A 17,565-nucleotide genomic window follows, 5' to 3' on the forward strand; every position below is an offset into this window, starting at 1 on the left:
TACCGCGGTCACGCTAGCAAGCAACATCCTTTGCGGCAGGCCGAGTTCGCCCGGGGTTGGCCGAAACCTAGCGGGTCGGCACCACGCTGAGGTGGGCGCGGCCGCGCCGGGCGACGGTGGGTTCGGTTTCCCGGAGCACCAGGGTCAGCCGGCGAAGGCCGAACTCCCGCAGCGTGCGCGGGGATTCGCTGACCAGGCGGCAGCTGGTGCGGCCGCGCTCCGGATCGGGGTGGCGTACGTGGCGTACCGCGCCGTCGTGGTGCACCGCCGCGTCGCCGACCGCCCGGACCCAGTGCGGGAGGCCGAGGCGGAAGGCGGCGTCCATGATCGGGTCGTCGGCGATCTCCTGGCGGATGTCGCGAAGGCCGGGAGCGCTCTCGTCGTCGGCGTAGGCCTCGGCGAACTGCGCCAGCATCGGCAGGCACCAGGCCGTCTCGTGCTCGGCGAGCACGCTGGCCGCGTCCGGGTGGAAGAGCACGAAGCGCAGGAAGTTGTGGCCGGGCATGGCGGTGGGGTGCGGCCCGATGCCGCCGAAGAGCGCGTCGTACGCGGGGTTCGCGTGGGCCACGCCCCAGCCCGGATCGAGGACCACGGACGGGAAGGGCAGGGCGTCCGTCATCGCGAAATAGTCGTGGACATAGGCCCTGAGCTCGGGGTCGTCCGGAAGCTCCCTGGCCTCAGGGGCACCTGTTCTTACGGTCGTCGTGTCGTCGGCGGCACGCTCCCCCGCGGCCGTCTGCTGTCCGGGCCGCTCGTGGACCAGGGCGAACGGGCGCCCCACCACCGGAGCGTGCACTGCCACAACCTTGGTCACCGAATCCTTCGCCACCGATTCTTCCGCCATCGAGTACGCGACTCCTCTTGCTGGCCCGCGAGTGCGGCGGCCGGCCTTCGGGCCCGCCCGGGGCTCGGAGGGCGATCTTCACACCGCGTGGCGATCCTGATACCGCCGACACAATGATGTCAAGCATCGTGGCATTCCGGCCCCCCGAAGCATTGATTGCGCCACAACTGTGGCAAGTTCTGGTTGTTGTTGCCGGGACCCGCTAACCTCCGGAGCATCCACTGTTGTGCCCACCGACCTCGCATGATCTAGGAGAACTACTGGTGACGGACGGCTTCTTGGTTCCGGGACCGGCGGCCACGGGCCCCCTCGCGGCCGTCGTCGCCCGTGTGGCCGAGCTCGCCGGAAAGCTCGGTACGAGCCAGGCGGACGTGTTTGACGTCCACCGGCTCTCCGAGGCCTCGGGCGTTCCGGCCGACGTCGTGGGCGCGCTCCTCGACGGGCAGCCTGCCGGCGAACCCGATCTGCAGGCACGCTTCCTGCAGCGGTTCAGCCTGCTGCGCAGCACCCGGCGCAAACCCAACGGCCGCCCGTACACCCAGCAGGAGATCGCCGACGGCGCGGGGATGTCGCGCCAGCAGGCGGGCGCGCTGATCAACGGCGACCGGCGGCCGACGATGGAGCACTGTGACGCGATCCAGCGCTTCTTCGGCGTCCACGCGGGGTTCCTGACCGCCGACGACACCGACGCGCTCGGCGGTGCCCTGCTGCGCACCGAGCAGGAGCTGCTCCAGCAACTCGCGGGCCGCGAACGCGAGGGCGCGCTCGCCGGCGCGCCGGGCGGGGACGCACTGGAGCGACTGCTCCAGGACCACGGGGTACGCGGCATCGCCTGGCGGGCCGCCCAGCTCCCCACCGACAAACACCGCGACAAGGTCACCGAGTGGCTCGACATGCTCCTGGAGAGCGTCAAGCGGTCGGAGTCCTGACATGATCCGCACCATGCGGCGGCAGCGCCCTGCCGCACCCATCGGCCTGCCCGGACATCGTCGTCCATTCATTTCAGGCCGTCATGTGATGCCGAGTTCAACGAACTCCGGCTCAATGTTGACTGGATCAATCGCATGCGGCTCGGCAGGCTGCACAGAGACGGGCTGCTCGACGAAGTGCTGCTCCATGAACGGCTGGCGGGGAGAACGGTGGGCATAGGCAAGGAGATGCGCCGGCTGTGCGGCGAGCTGGTCGCGGGAATCACGATCCCTGCCCCGGCGGAGCCGACCGCTCTGTACGCCGCCCTGTGCGAGGGCATGAGCAAGCGCCGGGGCCGCCCGGTCGAGTTCCGCATGGCGGCCTTCCCGCCGGGCACCGCGAGCGGGCTCTGGCTCGACATGGCGGACCGGGACCTGGTGGTGGTGGAGGAGCGCACCGCACCGGACCACCAACTGGTCATCCTGGGCCACGAGTTGTGGCACATGAACGCGGGGCACGGGAGCCACCACGTCGACGGCGGCACGGTCGCGGCCCGGCTGCTGTCCGCGGAGGGCGACCTCGGCGCCGCCGTCCGCAAGGTGGCCGCGCGCACCCGCTCCCACCTGTCCGAGGAGACCGACGCCGAGAGCTTCGGGCTGCTCCTGGGCAGCAAGTGCCGGCCCTGGCTGACCGGTTCCGGCATGCGCGGACCGGTGCGCCGCGACATGCTGGCCGGACGTATCGAGGCCTCGCTGGGGTACCGCGGGCCGCAGGGCTGAGGCGTGCAGAGCCAGGACTACTACATACCGGCCGCCGCGATGGGGGCCGCGCTCGCCTTCAAGGTTCCCTCGCTGGCGCGGGCCTGGCGCGATCCGCTACTGCGCGCGGTGTGCGCGCTGCTCGCCATGGCCGGCCTCGTCTTCTTCTTCGCCGCACCGGCGACCATCGCCGAGGTCAACCGGATCACCGGCATCCGCAACTTCTCGGCTCCCCTGGTCTATTCGCTCCTCAGCGCGTTCAGCGCCTCCTGCCTCGTCCTCATCGTCAACTGGCGTGGCGGGCCCCCGGAACAGACCCGGCGGATCTCGCGCCGGTGGATCACCGCGTACAGCATCGAAGTCGTCGCGCTCATCGCACTGTTCACGCTGGGGAAGACCCCGGTGGAGCGGCTGCGGGACCTGGACACGTACTACGCCAACACTCCGTACATCCGGGAAATGATCCTGCTCTACCTCGTGGCGCTCACCGTTGCGGGTGTCTCGATGAACGTGATGTGCTGGCGCTGGGCGCTCCAGGTGCACGGCTGGCTGCGGGCCGGCCTGCTGATCATCGTGCTCGGCTATCTGTTCAACCTGGCTTACCTCGTCACCAAGTTCAGCGCGGTGTTCGCCCGCTGGGGCGGACACGACCTGGACTACCTCAGTTCGGACGTGGCCCCGACGCTGGCCTCCTGGGGTGCCCAGATCAGTGCGGTCGGCTTCTGTCTGCCGCTGGTCTGCCAGCGGTTCGCGGACAGCTGGAGCACCTGGGCCACCTACCGGCAGCTGGGGCCGCTGTGGCACGTACTGCACAACGGGGCGCCCCAGCACCACAGGCCGGTCCGCATCTCCTGGTGGTCCTCGGCCGAACTCCGTGTGACGCAGCGCGAGTCCGACATCCATGACGGCATGCTGAGCCTGTACCCCTACTTCGACGCCAAGGCGCGCGCCGCGGCCTACGAGGCCGCGCTCGCGGCGGGCTCCGACCCGGTGCTCGCACACGCCGAGGCCGACGCGGCGATGGTGACGGCGGCGGTACGGGCCCGGGCCGCCGACCCACTCGGCAAGATCGTCAATTCCGCCGAGGCATCCGGATCGACGCCGCCCGAGTGGCCGCGCGATCTGGTGCGGATGTCCGTCGTCCTGCGTCAGTCACCCGTCGTCGCGGCAGCCCGAGGGCACGCCGCGACCAGGTCAGAGAGCGATTCCCATGAGCGAACCCGTTAGCGTCCGTCGGGGTACGGGCCCCCGCAGAGCCGTTGTCATCGGCGGGGGGATGGCCGGAATGCTGGCCGCCGCGGCGCTGCACGAGCACGCCGACCTGATCACCGTCGTCGAGCGGGACGTGCTGCCGACCGGTCCCGAGCCGCGCAAGGGACTCCCCCAGGCCCGTCACGTCCACGTGGTGTGGTCGGGCGGCGCCCGGGCCATGGAGAACCTCCTGCCGGGACTCACCGATCGCTGGCTGGCGGCCGGCGCCCGCCGCATCCCGCTGCCCACCGGGCTCGTGTCCATGCAGTCACAGGGCTGGCTGCGCCGCTGGCCGGAGATGCAGTTCATGATCGCGTGCAGCCGTGATCTGCTGGACTGGGTGGTGCGCGAGCAGGTCGTCGCCCGGCCGGGTGTCACCGTTCTGGAGCGCACCGAACTGCTCGGCCTGGAGGGGAGTTCGGCCCGTGTCACCGGGGTCCGGGTGCGCACCGCCGAGGGCGAGGAATCCGTCCTGGACGCCGACCTGGTCGTCGACGCGTCGGGACGCGGTTCGCGGGCCCCGCTGTGGCTCGGCGCGCTCGGAGTGCCCGCGCCGCACGAGGAGGAGGTCGACTCCGGCCTCGCCTACGCGAGCCGCGTCTTCCGCGCCCCCGGGGGCAGCGACGACTATCCGCTGGTCAATGTGCAGTCGGACGCCCGCGAACCGGTGCCGGGGCGCACCACGACGATCGTGCCCATCGAGGGCGGACGCTGGCTGGTCACTCTGTCGGGCACCCGGGGCGGCCAGCCGAGCGGCGACGCCGAGGAGTTCGAGAAGTTCGCCCGCTCGGTCCGCCACCCCGTCGTCGGCGAACTGATCGCCGAGGCGGAGCCGCTCTCGGACGTCGTCGTGACCCGCAGCACCGTCAACCGCCGGATCTTCTTCGAACGGGTCAAGCAGTGGCCGGAGGGCTTCGTCGCGCTGGGCGACGCCGTCGCCACATACAACCCGGTCTACGGGCACGGGCTTTCGGTCGCGGCCCAGGGAGCGGTCGCGCTGCGCGACAACGTGGCCGTCCACGGGCTCGCCTGCGCAGGGCTCGCCCGCCGGGTACAACGGGCAGTGGCTCGTCCGGTCTCGGTCGCCTGGGACCTGGCCACCGGGCAGGACATCCTCTACCCGGGGGCGGTGGGCAGGCAGCCCGGTCTCGGCGCGAAGGTATTGCGCCGGTACGTGGACCGGCTGCTGCTTACCGCGACCGGCCGGCCGCTCGTCACCAAGGCCTTCTTCGAGGTGATCACGCTCTCCTCCCCGCTCACCGCGCTGGTGCGGCCGGAGGTCGTGCTCGCCGTCCTGCGCGGCCCCGCGCTGCCGAAGCTGACGGCCCCTCCGCTGACGGAGCGTGAACTCGCCGTCGCCCAGCGCCCGCAGCGGACGCCGTAGGCGGAGGCGTCAACCCGTCGCCGGGTCCCGGGATGTGAGGGGATCGGTCCCGCACGATTTGGGGCGCGTATCGATGCTTCCATAGGATCCGGCGATGATCACCAGAAAACGGCTGGCGGCCGGAGTGTGCGCGCTGGTCGCCACTTTCGCCACCGGCATCCTCCCGGCCGCGGGCACGGCCTCCGCGGCCGCGGCGCCCGACGGGCAGTCCGAGCAGGCCGCACCCAAGGTCGACCTGGTCCTCGACGTGTCCGGTTCCATGCGGACCGCCGACATCGACGGCAAGTCCCGGATGTCCGCCGCCAAGCAGGCGTTCAACGAGGTCCTCGACTCGGTCCCGCAGGAGGTCCAGCTCGGGATACGCACGCTGGGGGCCAACTACCCCGGCGAGGACCGCAAGGTGGGCTGCAAGGACACCCGCGCGCTCTACCCGGTCGGCCCGCTGAACCGCACCGAGGCCAAGACCGCCGTCGCCACCCTCGCGCCCACCGGCTGGACGCCCATCGGCCCGGCGCTGCAGGGCGCGGCCGAGGACCTCAAGGGCGGTGACGCCACCCGCCGGATCGTGCTCATCACCGACGGCGAGGACACCTGCCAGCCGCTGGACCCGTGCGAGGTGGCCCGCGACATCGCCGCCCAGGGCATCCACCTCACCATCGACACGCTCGGCCTCATCCCGGACGCCAAGACCCGCGAGCAGCTCACCTGCATCGCGGAGGCCACCGGCGGCACCTACACCTCGGTGCAGCACACCGATCAGCTCTCCGGCAAGGTCAAGCAGTTGGTGGACCGGGCGGCCGACCCGGTCGCCGTGCCGGTCGCCACCAACGGCACCGCGAGCTGTGAGAACGCCCCGCAGCTCAAGCCCGGCCTGTACACGGACCGCGAGAAGTTCGCCGAGCACCGCTCGTACAAGGTGGACGTGAAGCCCGGCCAGGAGCTGCGCGCCTCCGCCAGCATCGGCGTGGACCGCCAGACCAACCCCGACTACGGCGTCCTGCTGCGGGCGGTGACCGCACACGGCCGCGAGATCGTACGCGGATCGGAGGCGGGCGACGGGCGTACGGACCTGATCTCCACGGGCCTGCGCTACCCCAAGGCCCCCGCGGACGACTCGGACGACAAGACCCCGGAGACCGTGTGCCTCCAGGTCTCCAACTCCTTCTCCGCGCCGCCGGGCGTCAAGACCGACCCGGGTCTGCCGGTCGAGCTCGCCATCGACGTGGTGGACGGCCCCGACCACGCCTCCGACGTGGCTTCCTTCGGTCTCGGCCGGGGCTGGTGGCTGCTCGGCGCGCTCGCGCTGGCCGGTCTCGTCGCGGGCCTGGTGTGGGGCTGGATCTCGCGCTGGCGCATCGCGGTCTGGCGGACCAACTGATGCCCGACACCATCTCTCACTCCGGGGGTCAACTAATGCGTACCGTACGGAAGTTGGCGATCGCCGCACTGGCCGGTGCGGCGCTCCTCGGCGGGGCCGGGACCGCGCTCGCCGACACGCCCTCGCCGAGCCCCTCCGCGTCGAAGAGCGATGCCGCGCCCACCGAGGCCGGCACCGCCTTCCGTACCGCGGTCGCCGTGCAGCAGGGCCAGAAGGCCACCGCGTCCGCGTCGACCGGCGACTACCTGTACTGGATGTTCCCCGCCGACGCCGGGCAGCGCCCGACCGTCACGGCCAAGGTCACGCTGCCGGACGCGGCCTCCCGGCACGGCGCCTCCACCTGGCGCATCGACGTGTACGACGGGCTGCGCCGCCGCCAGCCCTGCATGTACGGCATGCAGTCCCGCTCCGCGGCGCGGGACGCGACCACCGTCGAGCTGTCCTGCACCCTGCGGCCGACGGTCGCCTGGGCCGACACGTGGTCGAACGATCCGCTGCCGGGCAGCTACTACGTCCGCCTGACGGCGGTCTCGCTGCCCGAGACCGACCGGGGTCTGCCGTTCAAGACGGAGGTCGAGCCGACCGTCCTGGACACCGGCGGCGCGCACGCCGTGGACGGCAAGCTGGCCACCCCGCTCGGCGCGAAGTCCGCGGTCGAGCCGGACGGCGGCTGGGCGTCGGGCTGGTGGACCGACCGCTGGCTGTGGACCGGCGCGGGCGGCCTGCTCGCCGCGCTCGCGGGCGTCGCCGGCTACAACCTGACCCGCGGCCGCGGCCGGCCTTCGCGGGTGCCGCCCGGGGTGTGAGTACCCCCTGAGGCACCGGCTCCGGCCCGCCGTCCCGCCCCCGGGACCGGCGGGCCGGTCTCGTTTCAGGCGGCGCCGTACACCCGCCGGCGGCCCCATCCGTACGAGACTCGGAGGTACGCGACCGAGCGCCACCCTCCGCGAAGGAGTTCACCGTGTCCTCAGCTTCGAGCACGCCCACCGTCGCCGTACTCGGCACCGGGATCATGGGGTCCGGCATGGCCCGCAGTCTGCTGCGGGCCGGGCTGTCCGTACGGGTCTGGAACCGGACCCGGGCCAAGGCGGACGCGCTGGCCGGCGACGGGGCCGGTGTGCACACGGACGCCGACGAGGCGGTGCGCGGCGCCGATGTCGTCCTGACCGCGCTGAACGACGGCCCGTCCGTGTCCGCCACCCTCGACGCCGCGGCGCCGGGCCTGCGCCCCGGCCAGCTGTGGCTCCAGACCTCCACCGTCGGACCGGACGCGACCCTCGAACTGGCTGCCCGGGCAGCCGGGTTGGGGGTGGTGTACTGCGACTCCCCCGTCCTGGGCACACGCAAGCCCGCCGAGGAGGGCAAGCTGACCGTCTTCGTCTCCGGGCCGGCCGAGGCCCGCGAGCGCCTCACGCCCGTCCTGGACGCGATCGGGCAGCGGACCGTCTGGGTGAGCCACGAGCCGGGCGGGGCCTCGCGTCTGAAACTGGTCGCCAACACCTGGGTGATCAACCTGGTGGGCGCCGTCGCCGAATGCCTCGGCCTCGCCGAGGGGCTCCACGTGGACCCCCGCCTCTTCCTGGACGCGATCGCGGGCGGCCCGCTGGACACCGCCTATCTGCACACTAAGTCCGCCGCCCTCCTCACCAGCGACCTCACCCCAAGCTTCGCCGTCTCCACCGCCCTCAAGGACACCCGGCTGATCCTGGAAGCGGCCCGACAGGCGGGCGTACGGCTCGACTTGACGGAGGCGTCGGCCGAGCGGTTCGCCCGCGCCGAGGCGGCCGGGCACGGGTCCGAGGACATGGTCGCGACGTACTTCGCGGGCCGCACCAAGCAGTGACCCGCGGTCCGTTGCGGTGTTACGGCGTGCGGAAGGTGTAGAAGCCGCGGCCGAACGTCGCCGCGACCAGGCGGTGGTTGGTGTGGTCGTAGGAGAGGTCGTCGACCGGGACCAGCGGCAGGCCGCCGCCGAGGCGCAGCCAGCGGGCCCGCCCGTCGAGCACGGCGCCGACGAACACGCCCTGGTCCGTGGCGGCGTACAACACGCCCCCGGCGCCCAGGACCACGTCGTTGACCGGTGCCTGCGGCAGGTTGCCCGACAGGTCGCTCCAGCTCGCGCCCGCGTCCCCGGTACGCAGCAGATGAGGCTGAGGGGAGCCGGCCCGGTAGCCGGACAGCGAGACGTACGCCGTCGCCGGGTCGGCGGGGTCGACGGCGATCCCGGTCACCCAGGGCTGCCCGGCGAGGACCTGGGTCCAGTGTCCGCCGAGGTCCCTGGTGACCCACACCCGGCCGTCGTCGGTGCCTGCCCAAACGGTGTGCCCGTCGCGGGCGGCGGCGACGGTGGTGATGGTGCCGTACGGGTAGGTGTCGCGCCCGGGACCGCCGGTGAGGTCGGGGCTGATGGGCGTCCAGGTGGCGCCGCCGTCGGTGGACCGGTTGAGCCGGTTGCCGCCGTAGTAGAGGACGTTGGGGGCGACCGGGTCGAACCGGACGGGAGTCAGCCAGTTGCGGCGGTCGGCGGTGGTCGAGTCGGTGTACTCGGTCAAGGTGGTCCCGCCGTCGGTCGAGCGGAAACAACTCCCGTACTGGTAGCAGGCGTACACCTTGTTCTTGTCGGTCGGGTCGATCAGGTTCTGCAGTCCGTCACCGCCGAGGTACTCGTTGAACCGGGGGCCGCCCCAGGACCGGATGGAGCCGTTGTCCTGGGCGCCGCCGGATATCCGGCCGGTGTCCTGCGGGGTCGTGGCCACGGTGTAGAGCTGGGTCCACGGCTCGTACGCGGCCTTGGTCCAGCCGCCGTCGCCGCGCGCGTCGGAGCGGTAGACGCCGCCGTCGTTGCCGAGGTAGACGCGGCCGGGGTGCTTCGGGTCCCAGATCATGGCGTGCTGGTCGGCATGGACGGCGGTCTCCTCGGCCGTCCAGGTGGCGCCGCCGTCCTTGGTGGTCATCAGGGCGACCCCCGCCACGTGCACGTGACGGGCGTCGGCCGGGTCGACCCACACCTTGCCGAACCACCAGGAGTAGCTGGACTGCGAGTCGGCGAGCGCCGGGTTGTCGGGCAGCCGGGTCCAGGTGTCGCCGCCGTCGGCGGAGGTGAACAGGCCGCCGAAGCCGCCGCCGGTGGCACCGACCAGGGCGTACAGGCGGCCGGGTTCGGAGCGGGAGATACCGAGGCCGGTGCGGCCCGTGTCGGCGGTGGGCAGTCCGCCGCCGAGCCGCCGCCAGTGGGCCCCGCCGTCGTCGGAGCGGTAGATGCCGGAGCCGGTTCCGCCGTAGGCCCGCTTGTCCGGTTCGCGGCGGTGGTCCCACAGGACGGCGTAGACGCGGTCGGCGCGGGCGGGGTCGCGCTGTACATCGACGGCTCCGGTGAAGCCGTTCGGCACGTCCAGGACCCGCCGCCAGGAGGAGCCCGAGTCGTCGGAGAGGTAGACGCCCCGGTCGCCGCCGGCGTTGTAGAGCGATCCGGTGGCGGCTGCGAGGACGCGGCGCGGTCGGCGCGGGTCCACGTCGAGGGCGCCGATCGCCCCGGAGTCGCGCAGCCCGGCCTGCTGCCAGCTGCGGCCGTGGTCGGTGGAGCGGTAGATGCCGGTGCCTTCGTAGGTGACGCTGCCGCCGCCGGGGTTGGGTTCGCCGGTCCCGGCGAAGAGAGTGCCGTCGGGGGCGGCGGCGACCGCTCCCATGGCCTGGGTCTGCTGGGCGGGCCAGACCGGTTCGAAGGTCCGGCCGGCGTCGGCCGAGCGCCACAGGCCGCCGCTCGCGGCCGCCGCGTACACGGTGTCGGGGCGGCCGGGGTCCAGGGCCAGGGAGACGACCCGGCCTCCGATGTTGGTGGGCCCGGCGGACTGCCAGGTGCCGGGTGTGGCGGGCAGCGCGGCCGCCTGCGACGCCGCGGTGTCGTAGGCGTGGCGGGGCAGCGACTGCCCGGGGATCGCCTTCTGCACATAGCTGTACTCGGCGGGCGCGGCGGGCCCGCCGTCCTCGTCGTCGTCCCGGGTCCCGGCACCGGCCGCGTGGGCCCCGGGCGCCAGGAGTCCGGCGATCACGAGGGCCAGGGCGACGGTGACCCGCGCCCGGCCCGATCTCCCTGCGCGCATGGTGGGCTCCTTCCGCGTCCGGCGGGCCGGAGCGCGTCAAGTGGAAGAGCTTGCCGATCGCTTCCGATGGCTTGCGCGCGGTCCTGGTGACGCGGCAGACCCATCGGGGAGAGAGTTTTCATCAACTGCCGCTGTGGCACCAGCAGTTGGGCTCCACACCTGTCGGGTTCACGCCAACCGGGAGCCCGGTTCCGTGGTGCGCGTACTCCTGGTCGGCCTGAGCCCCGCTCCGGCGAGGCGATCACGGAGTGCCGCCGGTCATGGGTTCTCCGCCCCGCCCGGGAGACGACCGTCCGGCGAGGGCGGCCCGAGGAGGCGGGCCTCCACAGCAGGGAGGTCCGGGCCCGGCCGGAGTACCCCTGCGCCGGGCGCGCCTCGGCCCCGAAACTCCGGCGAGAAGCGTCCGGGCGGTTCGATAGCATGGCTCTGCCCATCGGGCGGGGGTGTCACCTGGTGTGATCCTCCGGGTGGGCCTCCCTACCTGGGTTCGCCGCGGCCGCGCCGCGGTGCCGCACGCACGAACATAAGGAGCATCCGAGGATGTCTCGACACCTGATCACCAGCGCGCTGCCGTACATCAACGGAATCAAGCACCTGGGCAACATGGTCGGGTCGATGCTCCCCGCGGACGTCTACGCCCGCTACCTGCGCCAGCGCGGCCACGACGTCCTGTACATCTGCGCCACCGACGAGCACGGGACCCCGGCCGAGCTGGCCGCCAAGGAGGCCGGGCTGTCCGTCGCCGAGTTCTGCGCGCAGTCGCACGACACCCAGAAGGCGATCTACGACGGCTTCCACCTGGCCTTCGACTACTTCGGCCGCAGCTCCTCGCAGCAGAACGTGGAGATCACGCAGCACTTCGCGCGGAAGCTGAAGGAGAACGGGTTCATCGAGGAGCGGGCGATCCGCCAGGTCTTCTCGATCGCCGACGACCGCTTCCTGCCGGACCGCTACATCGTCGGCACCTGCCCGCACTGCGGCTACGACAAGGCGCGCGGCGACCAGTGCGAGAACTGCACCCGCGTACTGGACCCGACCGACCTCCTCGACGCGCGCTCCGCGATCAGCGGCAGCAGCGACCTGGAGGTCCGCGAGACCCGGCACCTCTTCCTGCTCCAGTCCAAGCTCCAGGGCGAGGTCGAGGAGTGGATCGACCGGGTCGGCGGCGAGTGGCCGCAGCTCGCGTCGTCGATCGCCCGCAAGTGGCTGACCGAGGGGCTGCACGACCGCTCGATCACCCGTGACCTGGAGTGGGGCGTGCCGGTCCCGGCCGACACGTGGCCGGAGCTGGCCGCCGAGGGCAAGGTCTTCTACGTCTGGTTCGACGCCCCGATCGAGTACATCGGCGCGACCAAGGAGTGGGCCGACCTCGACCCGGCGAACCGCGACTGGAAGTCGTGGTGGTACGAGCCCGAGGGCGCGGCCGACGTCCGCTACACCGAGTTCATGGGCAAGGACAACGTCCCCTTCCACACGGTGATGTTCCCGGCGACCGAGCTGGGTGTGCGCGAGCCGTGGAAGAAGGTCGACTACGTCAAGGCCTTCAACTGGCTCAACTACTACGGCGGCAAGTTCTCCACCTCGCAGCGCCGCGGCGTCTTCACGCACGACGCGCTGGAGATCCTGCCCGCCGACTACTGGCGCTACTTCATGATGGCGAACGCCCCGGAGTCCGACGACACGTCGTTCACCTGGGAGCACTTCACGGCGACGGTCAACAAGGACCTCGCGGACACGCTGGGCAACTTCGTGAACCGGGTCCTGTCCTTCTCGCGCAAGCGCTTCGGCGACGACGTCCCGGCGGGCGCCGCGGCCGGGGCCGCCGAGGCGAAGCTGGGCGAGGAGATCGCCGGGCTGCTCGCCGAGTACGAGAGCCACATGGAGGCGCTCCAGTTCCGCAAGGCGGCCGCTTCGCTGCGCGCCCTGTGGTCGGCCGGCAACTCCTACCTGGAGGAGAAGGCCCCCTGGCTGGAGATCAAGACCGACCCGGAGGCGGCCGCGCTCACGCTGCGTACGGCGATGAACCTGATCCACCTGTACTCGGTGGTGTCCGAGCCGTTCATCCCGTCCTCGGCCAAGGCCATGCGCTCCGCGTTCGCGCTGACCGCCACTGTGCCTTCTGAAACGCATGCGACCTGGGTGACGTCCGAGCAGGCCAGGGCCCTGGACACGGTTCCCGCCGGTACGGCCTTCACGGTGCCGCCGGTGCTCTTCGCGAAGATCACGGAGGAGGACCTGGAGTCCTACCGCGAGCGCTTCGGCGGCGCGGACGAGGTCTGATGCGACTTTGATCCTTGCTACAGCTTGTGGGGCCCTGTCCGGTCGGACAGGGCCCCACAGCCGTCTGTACGGTCAGGCCGTGAGCAGCGCCGGGTCACTCACGCCCGACGCGCCGGTCTCGACATGGCCGGCGAACCGGCGCAGGAACGTGGCGTCGGCGTCCGATGTCACGGACACGTCGTACCAACTCTTGCTGCCGCGCAGGTCGACCGTGAACTTGACGGTGGCGCCCGCGGCCACGGTGAAGGTCTGGGTGGCCCCGCCGTAGACGCTCGCGTTGGCGACCTTGAGGTGGACCGTGGTCTTGCCCGCGTTGGTCATGGTGAGGTCGAGGTTGCCGGTGCCCGCGTTGTGGCGGGCGGTGACCTCGGGTCCGGCGGTCTTGCCCGGGCTCTGGAACGTCCGCAGGAAGCCGTTGGGCCCGAACACGCTCAGTTTGGTGGCCCCGCTGGAGTAGGTCGTGTTCCAGGCGTCGGAGATCGTCTTGCCCGCCTCCGTGGTGTAGGTCCACGGGCCGTCGGTGCGGTTGGCCGACGTCACGAGGAACTGCGCGCCGGCCGAGGCGCCGCCGCCGAAGGTGAGCGAGTACTTGCCCGTGCTCACGTTCGCCGACCCGTCCACGAAGGGCGCGTACGGCAGCGGGCGGGTGGGCCGGGACCCGGCCTCCTGCTTGGGGAGCGTGCCGGTGGCGGGCGGGACCGGCACGAAGTCGGGGTGCCTGTTGTGGTCCGGCGGGATGTACGCGGTCGTCGAAGGCAGCGACGGGGCCGAGGAGTTGGTGCGGCTGAAGTCGAACGCCGAGGTCAGGTCGCCGCAGATCGCACGCCGCCAGGGCGAGATGTTCGGCTCGTGCACGCCGAAGCGGCGCTCCATGAACCGGATGATCGAGGTGTGGTCGAACGTCTCGGAGCAGGTGTAGCCGCCGGTGCTCCAGGGCGACACGACGAGCATCGGCACCCGCTGGCCGAGCCCGTACGGACCGGCCGCGTAGCTGATGTTGCCCGGGAAGTAGTCGGGGGCGGTCGCGACCGTGGACAGGCCCTGGGAGGCGCCGGAGGGCACGAAGGGCGGGATCACGTGGTCGAAGAAGCCGTCGTTCTCGTCGTACGTGATGAACAGCGCCGTCTTCGCCCACACCGCGGGGTTGGAGGTGAGCGCGTCGAGGACCTGCGAGATGTACCAGGCCCCGTAGTTCGCGGGCCAGTTGGGGTGCTCGGTGAAGGCTTCGGGGGCGGCGATCCAGGAGACCTTGGGCAGCGTTCCGGCCTTGACGTCGGCCTTCAGGACGTCGAAGAATCCGTCGCCGTTCTTGGCGTTGGTGCCGGTACGCGCCTTGTCGTACAGCGGGTCGCCGGGCTTGGCGTTGCGGTAGTTGTTGAAGTAGAGCAGCGAGTTGTCGCCGTAGTTGCCCCGGTAGGCGTCGCTGATCCAACCCCAGCCGCCGGCCGCGTCCAGGCCGTCGCCGGTGTCCTGGTAGATCTTCCAGGAGACGCCCGCCTGCTCCAGGCGCTCGGGGTATGTGGTCCAGCCATACCCCTTCTCGTCGTTGCCCAGGACGGGGCCGCCACCGGTGTTGTCGTTGCCTGTATAGCCCGTCCACATGTAGTAGCGGTTCGGGTCGGTGGAGCCGATGAACGAGCAGTGGTAGGCGTCGCAGATGGTGAAGGTGTCCGCGAGCGCGTAGTGGAACGGGATGTCCTCGCGGGTGAGGTACGCCATCGTCGTGGACGTCTTGGCGGGGACCCACTGGTCGTACTTGCCGTTGTTGAACGCCTTGTGGCTGCCGGTCCAGTCGTGGTTCAGGTCCTGGATGAACTGGAGGCCGAGCTTGTCCGCCTTGGGCCGGAAGGGCAGTACCTCCTTGCCGCCGCCGACCTGGTGGAACACCGACTTGCCGCTGGGCAGCGTGACGGGCCGCGGGTCACCGAAGCCGCGTACGCCCTTCAGGGAACCGAAGTAGTGGTCGAACGAGCGGTTCTCCTGCATCAGGACGACGACGTGCTCGACGTCCTGGATGGTGCCGGTGCTGCCCGCGGCCGGGATGGACGCGGCCCGCGCGATGCTCTGGGACAGCGCGGCGAAGGCGGCGGTGCCGCCCGCGAGCTGCATGAACCGGCGCCGGTTGAGTTCAGCCATGAGTGGGGGCCTCTGCAAGCGTGAGGGGACAGGGGGGCGAGAGGGGTGTACCAAGAACACCCGGGGCCGCGGAAGCCCCCATGTCGTCACTGTGACGTTGCGCCGTACGGGAAACGAACAAGAACCCCATGTCGCGCGCCACACCACAGGTTTGTGGATTTCCTGTGCTTGCGGCCTATGCCATGCCTATGCCATCCAGAAGAAGACCGCGGTCATCCGCTTGTCGTCGATGGTGCTGCCGCAGTAGCCGGTCGCGCTGTGCATGGTGTTGGCCGTGTAGAGCAGCAGCCGGTTGTAGCGGTGCGCGACCCGCACGTCCTCGGTGAAGGAATCCGGCGGTACGAAGCGCGTGCCGAGCGCCTCTACGAGATTGTTGTGCGGGGCGGTGACCATGTTGCCGCCCAGGACCCCGCCGGGCAGGCTCTGCCGGAAGAAGCTGGTGCCGCAGTCCTTGGGCGCCTGCGGGTTGAGGTAGAGCACCGCGGCATAGCGGCACAGCGCCCGCGAATCGGTGTGCGGGCGCGGCTCGCTCTCGCCCGCGCCGACGACCTGGATGCAATTGTGGTTGAGGGTGGCACCGCCGGGGGCGGTGGCTTGCCACAGTTCCTTGGCCCCGGTGTGCTGCTTGACCAGGCGCTCCACGCGGGCGAGCTCGGCGGGCGCGAGGCCGGGCATGGTGCGCAGGCCCGGCCAGGACTCGGGCTTGTGCGGATATCCCTCGACCCAGTCGTCCTTGGCGACGCAACGCGCCCTGACTTCGTCGATGTTGGGCAGCACATCGTCCAACACCCAGTAGTCCCGGCCGAGTTTGGGCTTGCGATAGGGAAGAACCGGGAGCACCGGACGATTGGGTGGCATGCGGCCGACCATAGTGGCGGGTCACCTGCGACTCTCCTTCGAATGGGTCAACCTTTCGCCAATACAAGGGAATTGGCGGGGCCGGGAAATTGGGTATTGGCTCGCACATGTCCGGCGGACGAACGCGCACAAAGAAAGGGGAGGGCAAGGAAGGGCCATGATCGGGCAACGGATCGCTCCGCATTCCGTCAGGTGGGCGCCGTTCGGCCGATGGGCAGTGACCGGCGTCCGGCCGATGAGCCCGGCGGGAGTCGAGGCAAGGGCCTTCGCCACCACCGCCGGCCGATCGGGGCGCCCGTCCGAGTCGCGCGGGGCCCGTGAGAGCGCTCTCACCTGCCGCGCTCGGCATGGACGGCCGCCGCCCCGTGCCGCGGCGCTGGGATTAGGCTCATGGACGATATGGACGACCACTCGACGACTCCACGCAGCCATCCCGCCCGGCCGCTCGCTCCCAAGGCGGACAAGGACACGGTGCGTCGGCACAACCTCAGCCTGGTGCTGCGGGCCGTGCACGACGAGAGCGCTCTCAGCCGGGCCGGGGCCGCCGCCCGCACCGGCCTGACCAGGGCGGCCGTGTCCTCGCTGGCCGATCAGCTGATCCGGGGCGGGTTCCTCACCGAGTCGGGCAAGTCGTTCAGCGGGCAGGCCGGGCGGCCGGGCACCATGCTGACCCCGGCCCGCACCGGTGCCGCCGGGGCCGGGGTCGAGGTCAACGTCGACTATGTGTCGATGTGCGTGGTGGACCTTGCCGGGACCGACCGGGTGCGCCTGACCGAGCACCTCGACAACCGGGGCGAGCCGGCGGCCGACGTGCTGGCCCGGGCGGCGCGGATCGCCGCCCGCGCGCTGGACTCGGCGGCCGAGCAGGGGCTCCACCCGGTCGGCGTGGAGCTGGCGCTGCCCGGCCTGGTCTCCCAGGGTGCGGTGCGCCAGGCTCCCAACCTGGGCTGGAACCGGGTCGAGGCCGGGGAGATGTTCAGCGAGGCCCTGCTGCTTCTGCGCCCCAACTCCCCCGCCCTGCCTGTTGGTTCGGACAACGAGGCCAATCTCGCGGCGCTGGCCGAGCTGTGGTTCGGCGGTCCGGACGGGCGTGTGGACCACTTCCTCTACCTGACCGGGGAGATCGGGGTCGGCGGGGCGCTGGTCGTCGGCGGTGAACTGCTGCGCGGCGCGCACGGCTTCGCCGGGGAGATCGGGCATGTGGTGGTGGACCCGGACGGGCCGGAGTGCCGCTGCGGTTCGCGGGGCTGCCTCGAACAGTACGCGGGCCAGCTGGCGCTGCTGCGGTCGGCGGGCCTCGACGAGAACGCCGGGATGCCGGGCGTCACCGAGCTCGAACGCCGGGCCCGGGCCGGTGACGAGAGCGCTCTCGGCGCGCTCGCCGACGCGGGCCGCACCCTGGGCATCGTCCTGTCCGGCGCGGTCAACCTCTTCGACCCGGAGGCGGTCGTCCTCGGCGGCATCTACCGCACTCTGATGCCCTGGCTCGCCCCCGCCGCCGACCGCGAGCTGACCCGCCGAACCGTGTCGGGCCTCTGGCCCCCGGAGAGCGGCCGCCTGCGCGCCTCGTCCCTCGCGGGAGACGCGGCCCGGGGCGCGGCGGCCCGAGTCGTACGGCGCGTCCTCGCGGACCCGCTGGCTTACGGGTAGACGGCCTCGCGCGGGGA

Annotated in this window: 13 protein-coding genes; 9 read left to right on the forward strand and 4 right to left on the reverse strand. The window is 71.5% G+C overall.

Annotated features, from left to right (window positions below; genetic code table 11):
• Positions 1-67: 67 nt before the first annotated feature.
• Positions 68-844 (reverse strand): MmyB family transcriptional regulator, encoded by a 777-nt coding sequence (locus ACSHXC_RS04550; protein ID WP_438290294.1) that lies wholly within the window; start codon positions 842-844, stop codon positions 68-70.
• 263 nt (positions 845-1,107) lie between these two features.
• Between ACSHXC_RS04550 and ACSHXC_RS04555 the strand changes: the two genes are divergently transcribed.
• The 7 genes from ACSHXC_RS04555 (at position 1,108) to ACSHXC_RS04585 (ending at position 8,367) form a co-directional block, all read left to right on the forward strand.
• Positions 1,108-1,773 (forward strand): helix-turn-helix domain-containing protein, encoded by a 666-nt coding sequence (locus tag ACSHXC_RS04555; RefSeq protein WP_438290295.1) that lies wholly within the window; start codon positions 1,108-1,110, stop codon positions 1,771-1,773.
• A gap of 228 nt (positions 1,774-2,001) precedes the next feature.
• Complete coding sequence (locus ACSHXC_RS04560) at positions 2,002-2,532, forward strand: toxin-antitoxin system, toxin component (protein WP_438296433.1); 531 nt, start codon at positions 2,002-2,004, stop codon at positions 2,530-2,532.
• Positions 2,533-2,535: 3 nt separating this feature from the next.
• Positions 2,536-3,738: an MAB_1171c family putative transporter gene (locus ACSHXC_RS04565; RefSeq protein WP_438290296.1), complete on the forward strand. Its 1,203-nt coding sequence runs from the start codon at positions 2,536-2,538 to the stop codon at positions 3,736-3,738.
• Complete coding sequence (locus ACSHXC_RS04570; RefSeq protein WP_438290297.1) at positions 3,722-5,146, forward strand: NAD(P)/FAD-dependent oxidoreductase; 1,425 nt, start codon at positions 3,722-3,724, stop codon at positions 5,144-5,146. The genes ACSHXC_RS04565 and ACSHXC_RS04570 overlap by 17 nt, the downstream gene beginning before the upstream one ends.
• 94 nt (positions 5,147-5,240) lie before the next feature.
• Positions 5,241-6,524, forward strand: coding sequence for a VWA domain-containing protein (locus ACSHXC_RS04575; protein WP_438290298.1), 1,284 nt, complete (start codon positions 5,241-5,243; stop codon positions 6,522-6,524).
• Positions 6,525-6,559: 35 nt separating this feature from the next.
• A complete protein-coding gene (locus ACSHXC_RS04580; protein WP_438290299.1) occupies positions 6,560-7,330 on the forward strand; it encodes a hypothetical protein in 771 nt (256 codons plus the stop codon).
• A 155-nt stretch (positions 7,331-7,485) separates the two neighbouring features.
• The gene (locus ACSHXC_RS04585) at positions 7,486-8,367 is read left to right on the forward strand and encodes an NAD(P)-dependent oxidoreductase (protein WP_438290300.1); all 882 of its coding nucleotides are present in this window, start codon (positions 7,486-7,488) and stop codon (positions 8,365-8,367) included.
• A 19-nt stretch (positions 8,368-8,386) separates the two neighbouring features.
• Here the strand turns inward: ACSHXC_RS04585 and ACSHXC_RS04590 are convergent, their stop codons facing one another.
• Positions 8,387-10,624, reverse strand: coding sequence for a glycosyl hydrolase (locus ACSHXC_RS04590; RefSeq protein ID WP_438290301.1), 2,238 nt, complete (start codon positions 10,622-10,624; stop codon positions 8,387-8,389).
• Between the two features lie 540 nt (positions 10,625-11,164).
• Here ACSHXC_RS04590 and metG point away from each other — a divergent pair.
• Positions 11,165-12,904 carry a methionine--tRNA ligase gene (gene metG, locus ACSHXC_RS04595; protein WP_438290302.1) on the forward strand — a complete coding sequence of 580 codons (1,740 nt, stop codon included), beginning with the start codon at positions 11,165-11,167 and terminating at the stop codon, positions 12,902-12,904.
• 72 nt (positions 12,905-12,976) lie between these two features.
• On the opposite strand, the gene ACSHXC_RS04600 is transcribed toward metG, so the two are convergent.
• Complete coding sequence (locus ACSHXC_RS04600) at positions 12,977-15,040, reverse strand: phosphocholine-specific phospholipase C (protein ID WP_438290303.1); 2,064 nt, start codon at positions 15,038-15,040, stop codon at positions 12,977-12,979.
• A 186-nt stretch (positions 15,041-15,226) separates the two neighbouring features.
• Positions 15,227-15,898, reverse strand: a complete 672-nt coding sequence (locus ACSHXC_RS04605; RefSeq protein ID WP_226599592.1) for a DUF6445 family protein — start codon at positions 15,896-15,898, stop codon at positions 15,227-15,229.
• Between the two features lie 390 nt (positions 15,899-16,288).
• Between ACSHXC_RS04605 and ACSHXC_RS04610 the strand changes: the two genes are divergently transcribed.
• Positions 16,289-17,548, forward strand: coding sequence for an ROK family protein (locus ACSHXC_RS04610; RefSeq protein ID WP_438290304.1), 1,260 nt, complete (start codon positions 16,289-16,291; stop codon positions 17,546-17,548).
• Positions 17,549-17,565 lie beyond the last annotated feature (17 nt).

Origin of the sequence: Streptomyces sp. HUAS TT7 (assembly GCF_051550175.1) — a bacterium.
Classification (GTDB): domain Bacteria; phylum Actinomycetota; class Actinomycetes; order Streptomycetales; family Streptomycetaceae; genus Streptomyces.

Excerpts from the sequence above, each read along its gene's own strand:
- ACSHXC_RS04550 (WP_438290294.1), bottom strand. The coding sequence starts at position 844 with ATGGCGGAAGAATCGGTGGCGAAGGATTCGGTGACCAAGGTTGTGGCA.
- ACSHXC_RS04560 (WP_438296433.1), top strand. The coding sequence starts at position 2,002 with ATGCGCCGGCTGTGCGGCGAGCTGGTCGCGGGAATCACGATCCCTGCC.
- ACSHXC_RS04570 (WP_438290297.1), top strand. The coding sequence starts at position 3,722 with ATGAGCGAACCCGTTAGCGTCCGTCGGGGTACGGGCCCCCGCAGAGCC.
- ACSHXC_RS04575 (WP_438290298.1), top strand. The coding sequence starts at position 5,241 with ATGATCACCAGAAAACGGCTGGCGGCCGGAGTGTGCGCGCTGGTCGCC.
- ACSHXC_RS04580 (WP_438290299.1), top strand. The coding sequence starts at position 6,560 with ATGCGTACCGTACGGAAGTTGGCGATCGCCGCACTGGCCGGTGCGGCG.
- ACSHXC_RS04590 (WP_438290301.1), bottom strand. The coding sequence starts at position 10,624 with ATGCGCGCAGGGAGATCGGGCCGGGCGCGGGTCACCGTCGCCCTGGCC.
- metG (WP_438290302.1), top strand. The coding sequence starts at position 11,165 with ATGTCTCGACACCTGATCACCAGCGCGCTGCCGTACATCAACGGAATC.
- ACSHXC_RS04600 (WP_438290303.1), bottom strand. The coding sequence starts at position 15,040 with ATGGCTGAACTCAACCGGCGCCGGTTCATGCAGCTCGCGGGCGGCACC.
- ACSHXC_RS04605 (WP_226599592.1), bottom strand. The coding sequence starts at position 15,898 with ATGCCACCCAATCGTCCGGTGCTCCCGGTTCTTCCCTATCGCAAGCCC.
- ACSHXC_RS04610 (WP_438290304.1), top strand. The coding sequence starts at position 16,289 with ATGGACGATATGGACGACCACTCGACGACTCCACGCAGCCATCCCGCC.